Origin of the sequence: Nonomuraea purpurea (assembly GCF_042650645.1) — a bacterium.
Taxonomy (GTDB): Bacteria; Actinomycetota; Actinomycetes; order Streptosporangiales; family Streptosporangiaceae; genus Nonomuraea; species Nonomuraea purpurea.
Genome location: NZ_JBHSBI010000005.1, coordinates 275327 through 294948, shown reverse-complemented (window position 1 = coordinate 294948; position 19622 = coordinate 275327). Strand labels below are relative to the sequence as shown.

The 19622-nt window shown below is 68.1% G+C and carries 16 protein-coding genes; 8 read left to right on the top strand and 8 right to left on the bottom strand.

Annotation, left to right across the window (positions count from 1 at the left end; translation table 11 throughout):
- Window positions 1-4 precede the first annotated feature (4 nt).
- Both ACFOY2_RS12605 and ACFOY2_RS12600 read right to left on the bottom strand, forming a co-directional pair.
- Window positions 5-1735 carry an ATP-binding protein gene (locus ACFOY2_RS12605; RefSeq protein ID WP_379528153.1) on the bottom strand — a complete coding sequence of 577 codons (1731 nt, stop codon included), beginning with the start codon at window positions 1733-1735 and terminating at the stop codon, window positions 5-7.
- A gap of 97 nt (window positions 1736-1832) precedes the next feature.
- Entirely contained in the window at window positions 1833-1958 is a 126-nt protein-coding gene (locus ACFOY2_RS12600; protein WP_379528152.1) for a hypothetical protein, read from the bottom strand.
- Window positions 1959-2140: 182 nt separating this feature from the next.
- Between ACFOY2_RS12600 and ACFOY2_RS12595 the strand changes: the two genes are divergently transcribed.
- Window positions 2141-2917, top strand: a complete 777-nt coding sequence (locus ACFOY2_RS12595; RefSeq protein ID WP_379528151.1) for a hypothetical protein — start codon at window positions 2141-2143, stop codon at window positions 2915-2917.
- Between the two features lie 83 nt (window positions 2918-3000).
- A complete protein-coding gene (locus ACFOY2_RS12590; RefSeq protein WP_379528150.1) occupies window positions 3001-5364 on the top strand; it encodes a right-handed parallel beta-helix repeat-containing protein in 2364 nt (787 codons plus the stop codon).
- Between the two features lie 71 nt (window positions 5365-5435).
- Here ACFOY2_RS12590 and ACFOY2_RS12585 read toward each other — a convergent pair whose 3' ends face one another.
- From ACFOY2_RS12585 to ACFOY2_RS12565, 5 genes are all read right to left on the bottom strand, one after another.
- On the bottom strand, window positions 5436-5702 hold the full coding sequence (locus ACFOY2_RS12585; RefSeq protein WP_379528149.1) for a hypothetical protein: 267 nt from the start codon (window positions 5700-5702) through the stop codon (window positions 5436-5438).
- Window positions 5703-5704: 2 nt separating this feature from the next.
- The gene (locus tag ACFOY2_RS12580; protein ID WP_379528148.1) at window positions 5705-5962 is read right to left on the bottom strand and encodes a hypothetical protein; all 258 of its coding nucleotides are present in this window, start codon (window positions 5960-5962) and stop codon (window positions 5705-5707) included.
- 182 nt (window positions 5963-6144) lie between these two features.
- Entirely contained in the window at window positions 6145-7335 is a 1191-nt protein-coding gene (locus ACFOY2_RS12575) for a helix-turn-helix domain-containing protein (RefSeq protein ID WP_379528147.1), read from the bottom strand.
- A 129-nt stretch (window positions 7336-7464) separates the two neighbouring features.
- Window positions 7465-7857 carry a hypothetical protein gene (locus ACFOY2_RS12570; RefSeq protein WP_379528146.1) on the bottom strand — a complete coding sequence of 131 codons (393 nt, stop codon included), beginning with the start codon at window positions 7855-7857 and terminating at the stop codon, window positions 7465-7467.
- Window positions 7858-7949: 92 nt separating this feature from the next.
- Window positions 7950-8678, bottom strand: coding sequence for an alpha/beta fold hydrolase (locus tag ACFOY2_RS12565; RefSeq protein ID WP_379528145.1), 729 nt, complete (start codon window positions 8676-8678; stop codon window positions 7950-7952).
- Here ACFOY2_RS12565 and ACFOY2_RS12560 point away from each other — a divergent pair.
- Window positions 8644-9261, top strand: a complete 618-nt coding sequence (locus ACFOY2_RS12560; RefSeq protein WP_379528144.1) for a CGNR zinc finger domain-containing protein — start codon at window positions 8644-8646, stop codon at window positions 9259-9261. The genes ACFOY2_RS12565 and ACFOY2_RS12560 overlap by 35 nt on opposite strands.
- A gap of 170 nt (window positions 9262-9431) precedes the next feature.
- Here the strand turns inward: ACFOY2_RS12560 and ACFOY2_RS12555 are convergent, their stop codons facing one another.
- A complete protein-coding gene (locus ACFOY2_RS12555; RefSeq protein WP_379528143.1) occupies window positions 9432-10793 on the bottom strand; it encodes a multicopper oxidase family protein in 1362 nt (453 codons plus the stop codon).
- 593 nt (window positions 10794-11386) lie between these two features.
- Between ACFOY2_RS12555 and ACFOY2_RS12550 the strand changes: the two genes are divergently transcribed.
- The 5 genes from ACFOY2_RS12550 (at window position 11387) to ACFOY2_RS12530 (ending at window position 19311) form a co-directional block, all read left to right on the top strand.
- Window positions 11387-12232 carry a phage baseplate protein gene (locus ACFOY2_RS12550; protein ID WP_379528142.1) on the top strand — a complete coding sequence of 282 codons (846 nt, stop codon included), beginning with the start codon at window positions 11387-11389 and terminating at the stop codon, window positions 12230-12232.
- A gap of 198 nt (window positions 12233-12430) precedes the next feature.
- Window positions 12431-13186, top strand: coding sequence for an ABC transporter ATP-binding protein (locus ACFOY2_RS12545; RefSeq protein WP_379528141.1), 756 nt, complete (start codon window positions 12431-12433; stop codon window positions 13184-13186).
- Window positions 13171-14949, top strand: coding sequence for a hypothetical protein (locus tag ACFOY2_RS12540; RefSeq protein ID WP_379528140.1), 1779 nt, complete (start codon window positions 13171-13173; stop codon window positions 14947-14949). The genes ACFOY2_RS12545 and ACFOY2_RS12540 overlap by 16 nt, the downstream gene beginning before the upstream one ends.
- Before the next feature lie 93 nt (window positions 14950-15042).
- Window positions 15043-15690 carry a Pr6Pr family membrane protein gene (locus tag ACFOY2_RS12535; RefSeq protein ID WP_379528139.1) on the top strand — a complete coding sequence of 216 codons (648 nt, stop codon included), beginning with the start codon at window positions 15043-15045 and terminating at the stop codon, window positions 15688-15690.
- Window positions 15691-15801: 111 nt separating this feature from the next.
- The gene (locus tag ACFOY2_RS12530) at window positions 15802-19311 is read left to right on the top strand and encodes a WD40 repeat domain-containing serine/threonine protein kinase (RefSeq protein ID WP_379528138.1); all 3510 of its coding nucleotides are present in this window, start codon (window positions 15802-15804) and stop codon (window positions 19309-19311) included.
- Window positions 19312-19622 lie beyond the last annotated feature (311 nt).

Genomic DNA, 19622 nt, shown 5'->3' with positions numbered 1-19622 from the left:
TGGATCAGAACGGCGGGATGTCGTCTTCGACGCCGGGCAGCCCCTGGAACGGGTCGGCCGCGGCGCGTGCGGGAACGGTCGCCGCCTCGGCGGGCCTGGTCGCCCAGGCGGGGAACGGGAACGCCACGGCCAGCGGCACCGGGATCTCCGGCTGCGCCACGAACATGGTGCCGGGTTTGGCGATCGTGGCCCGGTCGCGGACGGCCGCGGGCAGCCAGCCGTACTCGGACCTGGCGGCCTCGGCCGGGTCGAGGCGGCCCGCGACGCGGACGGCGCTGTTGGAGACGATGCGGCGCTCCACCTCGGAGGCGGTCTGCTGGGCGCCGATGAGGATCACGCCGAGCGAGCGGCCGCGCTCGGCCACGTCCAGCAGGATCTCCTTGATCGGCGAGTCGCCCTCGCGCGGCGCGTACTTGTTGAGCTCGTCGAGCACCACGAACAGCAGGGGCCTGGCCGTGCCTGAGGACTCCTTGCGGTGGAACTCGCCGCGCAGCACCACGCCTACCACGAACCGCTGCGCCCGCTCCGGCAGGTTGTGCAGGTCGACGATGGAGACCTGCGCGTCGGAGGTCTTGACGGAGTGGTTGCGGAAGAAGGGCAGGTCGCCGCGGACGATCGGCGACAGCGGACGAACGGCGCTGCGCAGGCGGCGCAGGAACGCGTTGACGGTGCCCAGCGGGGTCTGCGCGCCGGTCCACTCGTGCCGCGCGGCCTCGTCCTGCAACTGGTCGGACAGCAGTTCGACGAGGTCGGTGAAGGTGCGGCAGGCCGTGCCCCGCACCATGACCGCGCCGCCGTCGCCGACCGGCTCCGCCCACGCCTTCAGCCGGGCGGCCACCTGCCCCACCAGCAGCGAGTATCCGGCCCGCTCGTCGTCGGCGTCGGCGAAGACGAACCGCAGCAGTTCGTCCTCGCAGAACTCGACCAGCGTCCAGTAGAAGGAGCTGACGCCGTGGGTGCGCGCGGAGACGTGCGGCACGCCGTTGGGGTCGCCGGGACGGGGCGGCGCGAAGACGTGCACGCTGCCGAACGGCCGGGCGGGCAGCCCGAGCCTGGCGTAGACGTTCCTGGCGTTCTCGTCGAGCCGGACGTTGTCGTGGTCGAGGAAGAGCAGGTCTTCACCCTTGACGGAGAAGATCAGGGCCTTGGTGTTGGCCGCCTCGCCCTCCAGCACCCCCGAGTTGAAGATCGAGTAGAGCAGGAAGGTCGCGAACGAGGTCTTGGTGGCGATGCCGGACACGCCGGAGATCGACACGTGGGCGCCGCGGGTGCCGTCGAGGAAGTCGAAGTTGACGTAGAGAGGCTGGCCGTCGCGCCCCATGCCCATGGGGATGCGCCGGTCCATCACGTCGAAGTAGAGCGCCTGGTCGCGGTCGCCCGCGCCGGCCAGGTAGACCTTGGCGCCGGGCAGCGGCGGCACGAACACCTCGGGCTCGACCCTGGTCACCCGCACCTCGGCCACCTCGACCACGGCGGCGGGCAGCGCGCCGTCGGCGATGAGGAAGACGTCGGAGTCGTAGGCGGCGCCCTCGTGGCGGGCCTCCACGGTCGTCACCACGCCCGCCACCAGCACCGGCCCGTAGCCCGGCACCTCGCGCCTGGTCACCACCACGTCGTCGAGCTGGACGACCTTGCCGGGCTCCAGCCCGATCCAGAACGACAGCGGCGAGGCCGCCTGTGTGCCGAGCACCCGGCCGACCACCTCACCGGCCGCTTCCGCCTGATCAGTGGCCACGCGGCTCACAGCTCCGTTGACCGTCACGAATCCCTCCGCCCCCATGTATGCCCGTCAATGGGAGCGTAATGGCGGTAGGGGTGTGCGTCCGGCTCATTCATGCGGCCAGCAGCTCCTCGAAGGCCCTCGCCGGGCGGCCGGTGAGGGTGGGAACACCGGCGTCGACGAAGGTGCGCTGCCGCGCGACCCGTCCGATGGCGCCGGTGGTGACGATGAAAGGCATGGCGCCCACCCTACGGAGGAGGGCCGACGTTTCCGCGAAAGTCAACGGGCGGCTCCATCTTGCGGTGACCCGCGATCTTGACAATCGTGTGAACCGAGCGCCATCCCACGACGTCTCTCATGAGCCTCATCCGTAGCAGAGGAGCCTCCTTGCGCGTCCGTTTAGCCGCTTTAGCCGCTTTCATGCTGGTCTTATGGTTCCGACCAGCCCACGCGTCCGAGTCGGAGCGGGTCATCGCCACCGACATCGTGAACTACGTGTGCACGACGACCGCCTCCGGCGACACCCAGACCGTCAGCGTCCAGGTCACGCTGACCATGCCGACCAGCGCCACGGCGGGCCAGCAGTTGACCATCGGCTGGCGGGGCGTCTACGCCCAGAGCACCTCGCTGATGACCCCCGCGACGGGCCTGCCCGAGGGCACGAAGCTCTACGCCTATGCCGGCATCAGCGACTTCTCCGGCCTCACCTCGGCCACCGGGGTCGGCACCATCGACGCGACCACCCCGGGGGAGGCGATCGCGTTGCCGGCCGCCCAGGTCAACCTGGCCACGACCCCCGGCAGCGCCGGCACGGGCACCGTGCGGCCCGCCGCCATCAACTTCGGCGCCAGCCCCACCTCACCGTCGATCGAGTGCGAGGCGGAAAACCGCGAGGACCTCACCACCTACACCCTCACGGTCACCGACACCGGCGGCTCGCCGACCCCGGACCCGGACGATTCGACCAGCCCGACCCCGGACGACGAGGAGACGGACGAGAGCGACGAGCCGGAGGAGACGCCGAGCGAGGAGACCACGACCGAGACGCCGTCGGGCGCCGCGGAAACAGGGGCGGGCGGCACGGCGGGACCCGACGGGCGGACGTTCATCCTGACCGGTTCCGTGCTCATCCTCGCCTCCGTCACCGGCCTGGCCCTGCGCCGCCGTCGCACCCATCCGCACACGCCCCGGGCCTGACCCGGCAGAGCGCGTTCCCAGGGTGACGCGATATCCTCGTGCGGCCACACTAGTCAAACGATTGACTGGAGGACCGCACGACCATGCCGAGCAGAGTGACGAGCGTCCTGCTGGCCACCGCGCTGGCCACCGCCGCGACCGGCGCCCCACCGGCGACGGCAGGCACGCAGAAGGACAAGCTCACCGTGTACGTGGCGCCGGACGGCAAGCAGGGCGCCACCGGCACGAAAGACGACCCCTTCGCCACCGTCCAACAGGCCCGCGACGCCCTGGCAGGCCGGACCACCGCGCGCGACAGGGGCCTGGTGTACATCCGCGGGGGCGTGTACCAGACCTCCTCGACCATCAAGCTCACGGGCCCGGCCAACTCCCACGTCACCTACGCCGCCTACCCGGGCGAACAGGCCGAGTTCGCCGGCGTCACCACGCTCTCGCCCGACAGGTTCCGCAAGCTGAGCGACGTCCCGGCCGGCGACCCCAAGTGGTCGTCGCGGTCGCGCGTCCCCGCCTCGGCCGCCGCCGGCGTGTACGTCTACGACCTGGGCGCCGAGGGCATCCCCACCGGCCAGATCAACAAGAACGGCTTCAACTGGCAGCCGCGGCCGTTCGCCCCCGAGCTGATCACCGACGACGCCGCCCAGACGTTAGCCCAGTACCCGAACGGCGCCGACAAGCTCAGCCGCACCCAGGTGACCGTCAAAGAGGCCCCCAAGGGTGCCCGCGACTACTTCTCGGACAAGACCCCGGACGGCACGACGATGCCGTACGAGGACATGCTCAAGCTCCCCGGCCCCGTCTACACCGCCGTCGACCCCGCCCTCAAGGAGCGCTCGGCCAGGTGGGCCCCGCCCGCCGGCGGCTCACCCGACAACACCGCCTACGAAACCGACGGCTGGCTGGCGGGCTATTTCGGCAACAACTACGCCAACGACCGCGTGCGCATCGCGTCCGTCGGCGATGACGTGCGCACGACATATCCCACGATGTACGTCGCCACCGACAAATGGACGTCGTTCGTCGCGCAGAACGTCCTCAGCGAACTGGACGCAGAAGGCGAGTACTACATCGACCGCTGGAACAACGCGGGCACCCTCTACTACTACCCGCCTGGCGGAACCGTCGAAGGCAAACACATCAGCCTCACCTCGTTCGACGCGCCGTTCTTCCAACTGGAGAACGTGCGCGACGTGACGCTCAAGGGCCTGAAGCTGAACGGCACCACCGGCACCGGCGTGCGCCTGCTCGACGCCGAATCGTGCACGATCGACGGCCTGGAGATCCTCAACGTCAGCATGGACGCGATCGCCATCGGCGAGGCCAACGACGCGATCACGGCGGTCGCCGAATACCGCACGAGCAGGGGCGGCCACCGCAACAAGGTCGTGAACAGCCGCCTGCACGACCTGGGCGGCGGCGGGGTGTTCACCGCCGGAGGCGACCGCGACTCGCTGGAGCGCGGCGACCATGTCGTGGAACACAACGAGATCTACGACTTCTCCAAGCTCGCCACCTACACCCCGGCGGGCTACATGTACGGCGTCGGCAACACCTTCCGCTACAACTACGTCCACGACGCGCCCCACATGGCCATCCAGATCATGGGCAACGACATGGAGGTCAGTCACAACAGGTTCGAGAACCTCGTGACCAACGCCTCCGACCAGGGCGTCATCTACGCGGGCCGTGACTACACGTACCTGAACAACGTGATCGCCTACAACCTGTTCAGAAACGTCGGCGCGCGAGGCAACCAGGCCGTCTACATGGACGACGGGATGTCGGGGATGGTGGTGCGCGGCAACTTCTTCGACACCGCCCAGCACGGCCTGTTCTTCCAGTCGGGCCACAGCAACGTGGCCTCCGACAACGTGTTCAAGGACATCACCTACATCGGCCACGACAAGCTCTACCACGAGGGCGGCAAGAAACTCCCGGTGGCCAACGCCAAGGTCGTGGTCGAGCGGTTCAACGACATGCTGAAGGTCGGCGACGGCACCGGCTTCACCAACACCCGGGCCAACGTCGACAAGTGGTACCGGCACTACGGCAAGCAGTATCCGAACATCAGGAAGTGGTACGTCCCCGTCGACTCCAAGGGCCAGGTCTGCACGTCCGTCGGCACCACGGAATGCGCCGACGAGTACGTGTGGAGCAACCCCGACTCGGTCTACGTGCCGTCCAACAACATGCTGACCCGCTCGGTGAGCATCGCCACCGGCGACTTCGCCTACACCAACGGCGCCGGCGGGCTGAACGTCAAGACGTTCAGCCCGGACTTCGACTCCTTCAACATCAAGAAGGAGAACGCGGCGGCCTTCGCCTTCGACCCGGCCACGGGCAAGTTCGACGCGCGGACCACCACGCTGAACACCGCTGAGGGCTTCGGCCCCCGGTGGGTGCGCGAATGGAACAGCAACTTCACCCTGGAGGGGATCGGGCCGAAGTGACGCGCTCCACGGCCTGACCACCGCGCTGCCGCCCGGCCCGCTGACCGTTCACCGGCAGCGGGCCGGGCCGTTCATGAAGCCCGGGTGAGGGGACGCTCGACGCGGTTCCGGCGAACGCGTTCCGCCTGGGTGGTCAGAGCGGCGGCCAACTCGCCGACATCGAACCGGTAGATGAACCGGCAGACCCCGCCCGCTCGGAGCTGGTCGGTCAGCGGCCGCCGCAGACTGGCCAGGAGCCCGATTTGGCCGGACCCTCTGACACGAAAACGGTAGATGTCCCAGCCCGGAAAGTTCTGGCGCAGCGTGGCGAGCTGCCTGGCGACGGCCTTTGAGTACACGGTCAGCCGCCTCCCACCAGGACGACGCCGGACTCGTCGTGGCGGGCGCGCATGATCACTCTGCCGTAATTGTAGGCGCCTGCCAGTCGGTCGAGGCTCGTCAGCCGAATGATGCCCGTCGCGCCCTGGGCGAGGTCGGCAAGCGCCTGGCTCAGCTGGGCGGTGGCCTGGGCCTGCGATTTGGCGATGCCGCAGACGCCGCGATCGCCGCTGTGGTTGTGGGCATCCCACGAATAGAAGACATCACCAGGGCAACTCATGAGACCGCCTTGTGGATGTCCGGGGTGCGGTCCAAGTCCGTGAAAACCATGTAGCGAAGCTATGACTCTGTGTAATCGCAATCCACGGACGTGATGTCCGAACCGGCCCGCCGGATTGCGCACCAGCAGGACACGGCGTCCCACACGCACAGCCTGCACCTGCCAGGCTCGGACACGGTGTCCTAGTCCAAGTCCACCGCCCGCGCCAACCGTCGTATCGTCGCCGACGGCCGCGTCTGCTGCTCCCTGATGTCCGCCACAATGGACTGCGCGGCCAGCTGATGCCGGAACCACACTGGCGACAACGCTCGTGCCTCCTCCAGCCGCGCCTCCGCCGTGTGAAGGTGTCGGGCGTCCGTGTGAGCCTGAGCCAGATCGAGCAGGTGATGTCCGTAGGCGATCGGTGGCAGGTCCTCGATGCGCACCCGGGAGGCGGTCTTGAGCGCCGCGCCTGGGTTCTTCTGCATAGTGAAGGCGTGCACGGCGTTGGCTGCGACCTTCGAGGCGCCGAAGGTGGTCTGGTAGGCGGTCACCAGCCCGCCCAGGCGTTCCGCACCGGCGGCGGCCATGCTCACGTACTGGGAGACATCTCGGCCGGCAATCGCCGCAGTGTCGATCGCGGCGATGAGTAGGTTGCCCCACGAGGCGAGATGGGGCAGGGGCGCCGAGAAACTGGGCTCGATCCGCGCGGCGACGCCGGCGGCCAGCTGTTCAGACTCTCGTAGTCGTCCTTGGTACATGAGGACCCAGGCCAGGGTGGAGACAACGCTTGCCCACTGCCATTCGTCCTCGCCCTGGGTGGCTGCCTGAAGGCCGCGTTCTGCTCCGATGGCGGCGAGGTCGGTCTTGCCGAAGTGCAGGAGCAGGCAGGCGGCGAGTTGGTAGGACTGCGCCACCATGGCCGCCGCTGTTGGCCCCACGGAGTGATGGGTCAGCCGAGCCTCGGTGATCAGACCGGGTACGGCTGCCACGAGGGGACCGAAGTCGCCGCTCCAGTAGTCGCTCCAGCTTCGGGAGACGGCAGCTTCAAGTTCGGACAGGGGGGTGGGGGCACCGTCGTCATCGGCGTCGAGTCCTGCGAGGCCGGGCATGAGGTAGGGGGCGAGGATGGCGTCGCGGATGGCAAGGACGGATCCTCCGTCGCGGTCGGTGCCGAGGCGTTCGCGTTTGCCAGTGAGGTCGGAGATGTCGACGTCGAGGGCGTTGGCGAGTTTCATAAGGCTGCTGAGACGACAGCTCTCGCGCCGGCCTTGTTCGAGCTTTTGGATCAGGTCTTTTGAGAGCTGTGCCTTGTCGGCCAGCGCTTCCTGGCCGAGTCCTCGTTCGCGGCGGAGTCGCTTGAGCGCCGCGCCGATGGTGCCAACGTCTTTCACGGCCCTGCACCTCCTGAAGCTTCGCAACTCCAGGCTACGGTGCGGGGCTTTTAACGTGTGGGCCGATCTCTGTAACTCTGTAAGGCGCTCGGCTGTCTGCCCGGCCTTGGCGTTGCCGGTGACACCATGTCAGCCTCCGACCAGCGGAACGAGCTTGACGAACGACACGACGGGGTCGATGGTCAGGTCGATCGCCTCCGACAGGTCGTCGATCTGCCGATCGCCCACCAGCAGCAGGAACCCGTTGCGCTGGAAGGCCCGCTCGGCGATGTCGGCCTGCCGCTCCCAGTCGATGCGCCTCGTTGCGCCCATCCGGTAACCGTTCAGTTCGATCTCGGCGTCCACTGGCCTGACCAGGCCGTTGAAGCGCGACGCGGGGGCGGCGTTGTAGCGGGCCACCTCCTCGCGGACGCGCAGCCGGACGAGCTCGCGCGCGGTGATGCGTTCGGGCAGGTCGGGAAGGGAGAACTCGGCTAAGTGCTTGCCTGTCGCGCTCTCGTCCCTGAAGGTGACCGTGGCCATGGGGGGGCTCCATCGTCGTCGGAGATCAACGTGATGGGCCCATGGATATCAGCCGCCGCCGACAGAACCCCTGAACGACGTCGGGCCCGTGGTCAGCGGGACGACGCTTCCGGCGCCTGCACCGATCCGGGCAGGAAGTCACGCAGGTGGGCCAGCAGGGCGTCTGGCCGTTCTTCGGGGATGAAATGGCCGCATTCGGGGATCTCTGCGCCGGTCACGTCGTCGGCGTACTCGCGCCAGATCTCCAAGGTCGGCAGCCGCGCGGGCAGCCCGGCCGAGCCCCACAGGGCCAGCACCGGCATCGTCAGGCGGCGCCCTGCGGCGAAGTCCTCGTCGTCGAGCGCGAGGTCGTGTTCGTGGGCACGGTAATCGTCGAACCCGGCCCGCAGCGCGCCCGGCCGGGAGAAGGCACGCACGTAGGCGTCCACCGCCTCGGCCGGCAGACCGTGCCGGTTGTAGGTCCAGCGCTCGAAGAAGAACTCGAGATATCCCCGCACGTCGTGGCCGACGAGCCGCTCGGGCAGGTCCGGCTGCAGGTGGAACAGCCAGTGCCAGTATCCCGACGCCACGGACGCGTCCAGGCGGCGGAACATCTCGCGGGTCGGGATCACGTCCAGCACCGCCAGCCGTTCGACCTGGTCGGGATGGTCGAGCGCCCAGCGATGGGCCACCCGCGCGCCCCGGTCGTGCCCCACCACCGAGGCCCGCTCGAACCTAACGGTTAAATAAGATTTAGCGTTAGAGACCATAGGGTGTGAAAAGGACGTACGCAACCAGGAGGTTCGAGTGGAGCGCTGGCCGGCCCTGGAACTGGCGAGCACGATCCGCCACGACGGCAACGGCGGTGTCGCCGACGAACTGGCAACGGTGCAGAGCACAACCCGCTGGATCCATCAGCAGGCTGAGTTGCTGGCCGGCCACGTCGGCGTTGCAGAGCTCACGATGAGCGAGGAGCTCAGGAACGAGATCGTCGGGCTGCGCCGGGCCGTGCGGGCGCTGTTCGCGCAAGCGGTCAGCCCAGCGCCGCCAAGCCGAGCCGACGCCCACCGACTGATGCCGGTCGAGCAGGCACTGGCGCACCTCAACGCGGCGGCCGCCCGTGAAGCAATCGTCCCGCAACTTGACTGGCCCACGGGCGGGACACCCCGAACGGGAGTGTTGTCGACCGAGCGCGATGCCAACGTCCGGCTGATCACAGCCCTGGCGCGGGCCGCCATCGATTTCCTCAGTGGTCCGCAGCGTGAGCAGTTGCGGGCCTGCAACGCACCGCGCTGCGTACGCTACTTCGCCAAGACCCACGGGCGGCAGGAGTGGTGCAAGCCGTCATGCGGCAACCGCGCCCGGGCCGCACGCCACTACCAACGCCACCACTCCACGACTGCCCCAGAGCTGCCCGAGTCCTGACCACCTCGGGCTCTGCCCCGGGATCGACCCGCCGTTCCTGAGCCTTCTCGCCAGAAAGGTGCACCTGCTTCTGCACTGGATATGGCGTCGACACCCGAATCCTTGCAGTTCAGGGGCACCTTTTCGCATGATCTAGAGCACGACAACCGCCTCGGTTCGAATACCTGGGGCTAATGGTGTGCCGCGTCGGGAAGGGTCCGGGGCACCTGCTGCTCGGTCCCCGGTTTCGCGATGACGAACTGCCCCATCATGCCTTGGTCCTCGTGCCGCAGGATGTGGCAGTGATACATGTACGGGCTACCCGGGTCGGTGTAGGTACCGAACGTGACGGCCAGCCGTACCTTTGCGCGCTTGGGCACGAAAACGGTGTCCTTGGGCCCCCTCATGTACGCCGGAGGGGGCGCGCCGTTGATGTCGAGCACGCGGAACGCGACCTCGTGGATGTGGAAGTTGTGTGCGTAGGTGGTGTTGTCGAGCTCCCAGATCTCCTGTGCTCCGGCGGGGACGACCTCGTCGATCCGTCTCATGTCCATCGTCTTGTCGTTGATCTCGGTACCGGTGAGGACGAAGCGCCGCACCTGCGCGCCGGTTCGCGGTTCGATCGCCGGCTCGGCCGACAGTCGCGCCGGGAGCGTCTTAGCCGGGGACAGCCGGGCGGCGGCGGTGATCCGCAGCAGGTCGAACTCGTCTCGCTCGATGCTGTCGGCGTCGGAGTGGTCCTCGCCGAGGCTGTTCATGACGACCCGTTCCGCCGCCGTGAACGCCACGACGATCTCGGCACGTTCACCGGGGCTGAGCTTCACCCTGTCCACCTGCACGGGTTCCGGCAGCAGGCCCGCGTCGTTGCCGATGACGTGGAAGGAGCGGTTGTCGGCGAAGCCGACGCGGTAGACCCGGGCGTTGGAGGCGTTGAGGATCCGGAACCTCACCCGCTCGGCCGTGACCTCCAGGGACGGGTTGTGGGTGCCGTTGATGAGGATCTCATCGCCGAGAAAGCCGAACGTGCCGCTGTCCACGGCCGCCTCATGCAGCGTGCCGTCGTCGTTGAAGCGCTTGTCCTGGATGATGAGCGGGATGTCGTCGATCCCGTACTCGGACGGTAGGTCCAGCGCGTTCGTGTGCTCGTCGTCGATGAGCAACAACCCGGCGGCGCCGCGATAGACATGCATGGCGGTGCGCTCGTGGGGGTGCGGGTGGTACCAGGAGGTCGCGGCGGGCTGGTCGACGGTCCACTCCGGTGTCCAGGTGGCGCGGGGCGCGATCATCTGGTGCGGACCGCCGTCCATCTTGGCCGGTAGCCGCATGCCATGCCAGTGCAGCGTGGTCGGCTCGCCGATCTCATTGGTGACCCGCATCGCCACCTTGTCGCCGCGCGAGACCCGTACTGTCGGGCCGAGGTAGGAGCCGTTGATGCCCCAGGTCGGCGCGGGTTGCCCGGTGAAGAACTCGGTGGTCCCCGCCCGCAGGGCCAGGTCGAACCCCGCGACCCCGCCGGCTTGCCTGGTCGGCCGGAGCTCCGGCGGGATCTTCAACCGGTTGACGACCGCCTCCGACGCAGAGCTACACGAGGCGACAAAACCCGACAAGGCTGCCAAAAGCAGAAAATTACGGCGATTCACGACGGGTCAGTGTCCCATGACAGATCACCGATGACGCGGGCGCCCCATGCGTGGACGGCACGCACCCCTGGCTCCCGCTCAAGAAGCGCAGCTCGGCCACCCCGTCTGAGTCCCGCCCAACACGGTCTCACCAGTCTCCGGCAACGCCCCTGTGTGGCAGGAAACATGGCTTCTGGCGCGTGAAGTACCCATATCGCCCGCAGTTCGTCTTATCGACACCCATCGGTCCGATTGCTAGGTTGATCGTGATCAACCAAATCCGCCGAACGACCGGCAGGGTGATGCACTTGCGCAAAAATACCCAAATCGGCGAAGCATCTGCCGTAAGTCGTCGCACGCTCCTCCGAACCGGTACAGGGATAGCAGCCGCCGTCGCCAGCGGAGGCCTTTCCTTGTTCACGGCCGAATCGGCGTCCGCGACCGTCCCGACATCACAGCTTTTCGTATTCGACGGGGCCGGCGGCGATCCCGTTGTGCGGGCCACACTTCACCAGCCTTACTGGGCGATGCAGTCCTTCGCCTTCGACCACGTCCACGGGCACATCTACTTCGTGCAGACCAAGGTCGGGAGCACGAACGGCGACCTCTGGATGACCAGGACCGACCTGAGCGGCAAGGTGCTGGGCGCCATGGCACTCCACGGGTTCGACCACGGTTCGTCGATGGCGATCCAGCCGGACACGTCCGGATCTCCGTACGTGTGGCTCGCGGGCGACTGGAGGAGCTTGTCCCCCGGTACGGCCCCGAACAGCCACACGATCTGCCGCATCAAGTACAGCGACGGGGGCCTGCTCGACTACGCCAAGGACGCGGGGATCCAGAAATTCCCGATCGGCCTCTCCGATTTCCTGGACTGTCCGAGACCGTCGATCGATCCCTACACCAACCGGCTGCTCGTCCGGTACATGGGGACGACGAGCCCATGGCGCCTCGCGCTGTTCGACCTCCCCGCCGTCATGGACAAGGGCATCAGCGACGCCACTCCCATCCTTGCCAAGCGCGCCCTCCCGACCAACGCCCAGCTCCGTATCTCCGACTCCGACCTCTTCCAGGGCGTGACCTCGTACGGCCAGTACGCCTACCTCTCCTACGGCGGTGCGCCCGCGAAGCCCTCGGACCCGGCCAAGCCGTCCTACCTCGTCCGTCTCGACATGAACAAGACCGGGGGTTCGTTCGAGGAGGTGTACCGGACGAGAGCGGGCGAGTCGCTGCCCGGTCGCGAACCTCAGGGAATGGCGATCTGGCGATCGTCGGACGGCCCGCGTCTCGCGTTCGGCTTCTCCAGCAAGATCAGTGGCAGTCCTGACCAGTTCCGGGCAACCGTCTTCTACAAGAGCGACCTCACCTGGTAAGTCGCCTGAGCCGTAAGCCCGTTCGGGCTTACGGCACCCTCTTCCCTGCGGGGCTCGAATACTCAGCCGTCGACGAGGAGGAAGATCGCGATCCCGTCGGCGGTGATGACGCCCGTTCTCAGGCGCAGGAAGGCGCATCTCGACCTTGCTGAGCTCGTAAGCTGGCCAACGGCTTCCCCTCATAACCCGGAGTGAACCGTGACCGCTGCGCTTGAGCTGACGGGCTTGACCAAGAGATTCGGAGACAACGTCGCCGTCGATCATGTCGATCTGAGCGTTCCACAGGGCTCGTTCTACGGCCTGGTCGGGCAGAACGGCGCGGGCAAGACCACGACCCTGTCGATGGCTGTCGGCCTGCTCCGGCCGGATTCCGGGACCTCCCGCATCTTCGGGATCGACGTCTGGGCGGACCCCGCGCAGGCCAAGGCGCTGGTCGGAGTGCTGCCCGACGGGCTGGCCATGCCTGAACGGCTGACCGGCCGAGAGGTGCTGAGGTATCTCGGCCTGTTGCGCGGGCTGCCGCCCGAGGTGGTCGCCGAGCGGGCGGAGGAACTGCTGGCGGTGCTGGACCTGGACCGGGCGGACAAGACGCTCGTGATCGAGTACTCGACCGGCATGCGTAAGAAGATCGGCCTGGCAACCGCGCTGTTGCACGCTCCGCGGCTGCTCGTGCTGGATGAGCCGTTCGAAGCCGTCGACCCGGTGTCGGCCGCGACCATCAAGACCATCCTGCGGGGGTTCGTGGCGGGCGGCGGGTCGATCGTGCTGTCCAGCCATGTGATGGCGCTGGTGGAGCAGCTCTGCGACCACGTCGGCGTGATCGACAAAGGCCAGGTGGCAGCAGCGGGACCTTTGCGGGAGGTCAAGGGCTCGCAGACGCTCGAGGACAGGTTCGTCGACCTGGTCGGGGCACGAGACGGCGAGACGAAGGAACTGTCGTGGCTGTCGCGCTGACCATGGCCAGCATGAAGGTGGCCATCATCCGCCACTCGATGACCAGCCGCCGAGCCGGCCTGGTCACCGTCGGCGGCCTGCTCGGCGCGGCGCTGGCGGCGGGCACGATCGCGCTGGCGCTCACCCGCCCCGACTTCCTGGCCGCCGCCTACGCGGTGTGGATGCTCGGCTGGATCCTCGGCCCGGTCTTCGCCGGCGGCGGTGACGAGACGATCAGGCCGGAATTCTTCTCGCTGCTGGGCCTGCCGTCCCGTCGCCTGGCCGCCGGGCTGCTGGTGGCCGCGTTCGTCGGCATCGCACCGGTGATCAGCCTGCTGGCCCTGACGGGGCTGGCTGTCTTCGGGATACGGCAGAGTGGGGCGGCCGGGCTCGTGGCGTTTGCCGCCCTGCCGTTGCAACTGGCCGTGTTCGTGCTGCTGTCGAAGGTCGCGGTCGCGGTGTTCGGTCTGGTGCTGCGCACACGGACGGGCGCGATCGGCGCGGGAGTGCTCAACGGGCTGGTGCTGGCGCTGCTGGGCCAGGGCTGGGTGTTCGCCGTCGCCTACAGCGAGGCAGGCGGGCTGCCGTCGATGGTGACCACGGTCGTGCGTGCGCTGCCGTCCGGATGGGGCGTGCTCGCGGTGGAGTCGGCGGTGAGGGGCCAGTGGGGATGGGTCGCGGGGGCGCTGGCCGCCATGGTGGTGCTCATCGTGCTGCTGCTGGCGGCGTGGGCGGCGCTGCTGGTCCGGCGCGTGGGAGCCGTGCGGGCTGTCACCCGGGGGCGCAGGCCCATGCGTGCCACCACGGCCTCGGGCGCGGTGCTGGGCAAAGAGCTGCGCACCTGGTCACGTGATCTGGTGCGAACGCATCAACTGACCTTCGCCTTGGCCTACGGGGTGTTCTTCGCGACGATCCCACTGCTGATGGGCTGGGACCAGATGCTGCCGTGGGCAGGGCCGATCTTCATCCTGATGGCCGCCGCGCTGTCGGCCAACCTCTACGGCTTCGACGGGACCGCGCTGTGGCTCATGCTGCTCGCCCCGAGAGCGGACGACGTTCGCGGCCGCCAACTGGCTTGGCTGCTGTTCGTCACCCCCTTGGCGCTCCTGCTGACGCTGGCGTTCACCGCGCTTGTCAACGGGCCGTGGCCGCTGGTGCTGTCCATCACGTTCGCGCTGCTCGGCGGCGGGGCCGGACTCGCGCCTCTGGTGTCGGTGTACGCGCTGGTGCCCGGCATCGACCCGCACCGGCGCAGCGGCAATCCCCTCCGCTTCACCGAGGACGAAGGCTCAGCGACCGGCATGATGTACGCCCTGCTGGCGCTGGGGCTGGTCACGGCGCTACCCGCAGGCGTGGTGGCCGCGCTGTACGGCTGGGCCGGTGTACCCGTCGGCCTGGCGACAGGGGCGCTGTGCTGGTGGGGCCTGGGCGCGCTGGCCGCACGCCGACTGCGTGCTCACGGCCCCGAGCTACTCCACATGATGCGCACGGGTCGCCGTGAGACGGGCACGGCCAAGCTGGTCGGATACGACGACCTGTCCAGGCTGAAGCAAATCCTCGTGAGCCTGTGCATGACGCTCTGCCCAATTGCCCTGGTCCCGCAGGGCATCCTGCCAGGCGTCTTCAAGGTCGCCGAGGTGGACGGCCGCGCCTGGTTCCTGGCCCTGTACCTGCCGTCGTGGGCCCAGTGGCCGACGATCATCTTCATGGTGCTGCTCGGTATCGCCCTGGGTACGGCCGGAGTGCGCCTTCTTCAAAGAGACCCGCAATGGTCCCCTCGATGAAGTCGCCGGCCAGGGCCCGGCCTTTGCTTTCCGCGTTTCCGCGATCGGCGAACTGCAGGTCGGTGTGCTGCGCCCTGTGCGACCATGATCCCCATGATTTGGGTGACGGCGTACCGCTTGATGCTGATCCTGGCTGCGGTGGTCGGCCTGATCTACACGTGGATGGCCCTGGGCAGCCCGCTCAACCCGCTCGTGCTCTTCACCGTGCAGAGCAATCTGCTGCTCACGGGGTTTTACTCCTGGCGGGTGGTCAGCAGATGGCGCTCTCCTGCTGAGCTCAAGGGGGCGGTGACGCTCTACATCGTGATCACTGGGCTGGTCTGGCACTTCCTGCGTATGCGCGGAGCCAGCCCCTTCGAGCACCTCTCCCTTCAGGGTCACGGCCTGGGCAACTTCCTTCTCCACTACGTGACGCCCGTCATGGCCGTGATCGACTGGCTGTTCTTCGACCGGATCGCTCCTCGGCCCAAATGGGCGGCCGCTCTCACGTGGCTGGTCTATCCGATGGCCTATCTGGCCTTTGCCCTGGTCAGAGGAGCCCTCCTGCCTCCAGATGCGTGGAAGCGGTATCCCTATCCGTTTCTGGACGTGGACAGGTTCGGGTACGGCGGGGTGGCCCTCATATCGCTGGCGCTGGCCGTCTGCTTCGCACTGCTCGGCTATGGATTGATCGCCCTGCACCGCCTGATCAACCAGGCCAGCCGTACGACCGCGGACCCGCCTGCTCCAGCGACACATTGAGATCACGCGTGGGATCCGTGCCGGAGGAATGCCACCGTGTTCCGGTGCCTGTTGCCGCGACCATGACCACGGCTGGCGAACTTCGGCGACAAGGAAAGCATCAAATCCGCTGTGCAGGGACTGATCGCGGGAGACCCGCAACGCATCGACGGGTACTGGCTGGCCGGACGTCTCGGCTCGGGCGGCCAGGGGGTCGTCTATGACGCCTACGACGGCGAGGGGCGCAGAGTCGCGATCAAGGTGCTTCATTCGTCTGAGGAGAAGATGCGCGAGCAGTTGGCGAAGGAGGCGGCAGTCACCCAGCGGGTCGCCTCGTTCTGCACCGCCAGGGTGCTGGCAGTGCAGACCGATGCGCGCAAGCCGTACATCGTCAGCGAGTACGTGGCGGGTCCCAGCCTCCGAGCGGCGCAGCGGATCTTCGCCGGTGACGACCTGCACCGCCTGGGCACGGCGATCGCGACCGCGCTGACCGCCATCCACGAGGCGGGTGTCACGCACCGTGACCTCAAGCCGGATAACGTTCTGCTCTCCCCTGACGGGCCGCGCGTGATCGATTTCGGCATCGCGCGTACCCAAGACATGTCGCTGACGGCGACCGGGCTGGTGACGGGTACGCCGACCTACATGGCGCCGGAGGTGTTCACCGGTGAGCGTGCCGATGCCAGGGCCGACGTGTTCGCCTGGGGCGCGATCATGGTGTTCGCCGCCACGGGTGAGGACCCGTTCAGAGCCGACAATCTCGGCGGCGTGATGCACCGCGTGCTGTCCGTCCATCCCGACCTGAGCACCATGCCGGGGAACCTGCGTCCCCTGGTCGAGGCCGCGCTGGAGAAGGATCCGGCCGCCCGTCCGTCGGCGCGTGACCTGTTGCTCGCACTGGTCAGCGGCAACGGCGCCGACACGCGCGGGCTGCTGACCGAGGGAAGCCGCACCGCGCGGGACCTGCACGTGCCTGAGACGGTCGACCCGGCACTCGGCACGCTCGCCGAGGACGCCTACGGCGCGCTCACCCCCGAGACCCGCGAGCTTGTGCCCGAAGTGTTCCTGCGGTTCGTCTCCGTCGACGAGGACGGGCGCGAGTCCGGCCGTCGCGTGTCCATGGAGGAACTGGTCGAGGGGCGGCCCGAGCGGGAGATCGTCATAGTCGAGCACATCTTGCAGGCGTTCTCCTATCTGGTCACGCGCAAGGGCGACAACGTCGCGCTGACCCGTCCCGCCCTGCTGCGCGCCTGGCCCCGGCTCCGGCAGTGGATCGACGCCGACCGTGACGGTCTGCCCGTCCTCAATGAGATCACCACAGCGGCGCGGTATTGGGCAGACCATGGTCGCAGGATCGGCGATCTGCTGCAGGGCAGCCGCCTGGAACACGCCTTGAGCTGGGCGACGACCGGCCGCCGGCATCTGACGCTGACCCCGCAAGAGCGCGACTTCCTCAACGCGGGCACGCTGCTGACCAGGAAACGTGCCCGCCGCAGGCGGCTGACCAGCGTAGCGCTGGGGGGACTTCTGGTGGTCGCCCTTGTGGCGGGCGGCCTGGCTGTACGGCAGAGCGACGTCGTCGCCGAGCAGCGTGACACAGCGACGGGCAGGCAGCTTGCCGTCGAGGCCGACCAGTTGCGCACCGCCGACCCGGTCAAGGCGATGCTGCTGAGCGTGGCCGGCTGGCGGCTCGCGCCCGGTGCCGAGACCAGGTCCAGTATGACGGCCTCGCTCTATCGGCCGGAAAGCGCCGCCTTCCGTCAACCGCCCGCCAAGGGCCTCACCCTGCGGGCGGTCAGCGGCGACGGACGCAGGCTGGCCAGCGTGAGCGAGGACGGAGTTCGCGTTTACGACGTGTCCACGGGCCGGCGGACCGCGTTCTGGTCCTGGCCGAGTGGCCATGGCCGCTTCCCGACCGGCGCCGCGCTGAGCCCGAGCGGCAGGTTGCTCGTCACGGCCGCTCAAGGCCAGGTCACCGCATGGGACGTGATGACAGGCAGGAAGCGCGCGCAGCACACGGTCCGCCAAGGTGCGCCGCTGCTCCGGGTGGCCTTCGGCGATCACGAGTGGATCGTCGCGATCACGATCGAGCGCGAGATCGAGTCCCTTTGGGACGTGCGCACCGGCAGGGCGTCCAAGGTCCCGCTGGAGTCGCTGGAGAGCATGAGCATCTCCGCCGACGGCCGCATGCTGGCAGCGGTCCGGATGGGCAGGCTCCACATGCTGCGATTGCCGCAGATGACACAGGACACGCGCCTTCCCAGAGCATGCGGCAGACTCGTCGCGTTCAGCCCCGACAGCAGGCACCTGCTCTGCGCTCGAGGCGCCATCACCACCTACGACCTGGAGAGCGCCACCAAGGTGACCTCGCCCGACGGCGAGTGGCGGTGGACGGGAACGGATTCGTCGGCCGAACTCGACGAAGCGGCGCACACCGGGATGCGGTTCAGCCGAGACGGCAAGCTGCTTCTCGGGTTCGCCGACGAGTCGATCCGGCTGTGGGACGCGACGACGGGCGCCGTGGTGTTCACCCATCGAACTGAGGGCACGGCGTCCGACGCCTGGCTCGACCCCGACGGGCGCACGATCCGCTACCTCCAGGACGACTCGGTCGTCAGCCTCGACGTGCAGCCCAACGTCATGGCGGCAAAGATGCCGAATGGCAGTTACGGCCAGGCGATCAGCCCCGACGGCCGCTGGATCGCCGCAGGCGGCGAGAACACTCCGATGCGCATCTGGGACGTTCAGGCACGCAGGTTCGTCGGGACGCTGCCCGGCTCCGAGCAGGCCTCAGACGAGACCGTCTTCGACAGACAGGGCCGCATGCTGGTCGCCCAGCGGTACAACGGCGAATTTCACGCGTGGGAGGTGGCAACGCGCACGCTGCGGTGGAAACGCCCCGTCCCCAAGGACAGCGAGGTGTCCGGGATGGCCTTCAGCCCGGACGGCAAGACGTTCGTCGCGGCGATCGGCGCCCCGAACTCGTCAGGCCAGGGACGGCACCTGCTGACGCTCGACGCCGCGAGCGGGCGGCCGATCAGCAAGGCGCCGCTGGAGACCGACGCAGGGGCCATCGCCTTCCTCGCCGACGGCAAGTCGCTGACCTCGGTCTACGGCCGGATCCTCGATCCACGCACCGGTAGCCCCGTGGGCACGGGCTTCAACACCACAGACGAGAACTCGGTCATCGCCACCAGCCCCACCGGGCCGCTGATGGCCGTCAGCGGCGTCGACGGAACGGTGGCACTGTGGGACTCCCGGCAGCAGACCGCGTTGTCGCCGATGCTGCGCGGAACGCCAGGTGGCACCCTGGGCCATCTCGCCTTCTCCCCGGACGGCACGCTCTTGGCCGCCATAACCGATTCCGGCACCACCACGCTGGTCCAACTCTGGGATGTCGGCACCAAGCGCCGCCTGGCCACGATCCCGCTCCACGTCGACTTCACCACCGCGCTGGGCTTCACCGGCGACAGCGCCTCGCTTGTCGTCACCGACCAGCAAGGCGCCGTGACCACGCTCCCGGTCTCCGGCGATCGGATCGCCAAGGCTGTATGCCGACGAGCCGGACGCACGCTGACCCCGGTGGAGTGGAAGCAACACCTGGGCGATGTCTCATATCGCGAGATCTGCCTAACCGAGTAGTTCCGGTCGCACGACGAGCCCTGCCGCCCGTGCGGTCGGCAGGTTCCTGAACTCGGCGCGAGTCTCTTCGCAGACCGAGGCGAGAGCTGCGAGTTTGCAGGCCACGCCGCTGTCACCGCCGATTTCTCCCGGCACCGATCCAGGCCAGTCGGCCGTGCATCGGATTGGCCCCGTTGGCTTTGCGATGCACCAGATCGGTGGCCTGACCCTGCTCGACCAGAGAATCTTCTGCTCGACAATCCGTCCCGCTACATCGATCTCCCCCGGCTACGCCGCCCCCATGCAGGCGTCCCAGGCGTTGGTCCGCAAAG

Coding starts and splice junctions, on each gene's coding strand:
- ACFOY2_RS12535 (WP_379528139.1), top strand. CDS start 15,043: ATGATTTGGGTGACGGCGTACCGCTTGATGCTGATCCTGGCTGCGGTG.
- ACFOY2_RS12590 (WP_379528150.1), top strand. CDS start 3,001: ATGCCGAGCAGAGTGACGAGCGTCCTGCTGGCCACCGCGCTGGCCACC.
- ACFOY2_RS12570 (WP_379528146.1), bottom strand. CDS start 7,857: ATGGCCACGGTCACCTTCAGGGACGAGAGCGCGACAGGCAAGCACTTA.
- ACFOY2_RS12600 (WP_379528152.1), bottom strand. CDS start 1,958: ATGCCTTTCATCGTCACCACCGGCGCCATCGGACGGGTCGCGCGGCAG.
- ACFOY2_RS12595 (WP_379528151.1), top strand. CDS start 2,141: ATGCTGGTCTTATGGTTCCGACCAGCCCACGCGTCCGAGTCGGAGCGG.
- ACFOY2_RS12580 (WP_379528148.1), bottom strand. CDS start 5,962: ATGAGTTGCCCTGGTGATGTCTTCTATTCGTGGGATGCCCACAACCAC.
- ACFOY2_RS12550 (WP_379528142.1), top strand. CDS start 11,387: ATGCAGTCCTTCGCCTTCGACCACGTCCACGGGCACATCTACTTCGTG.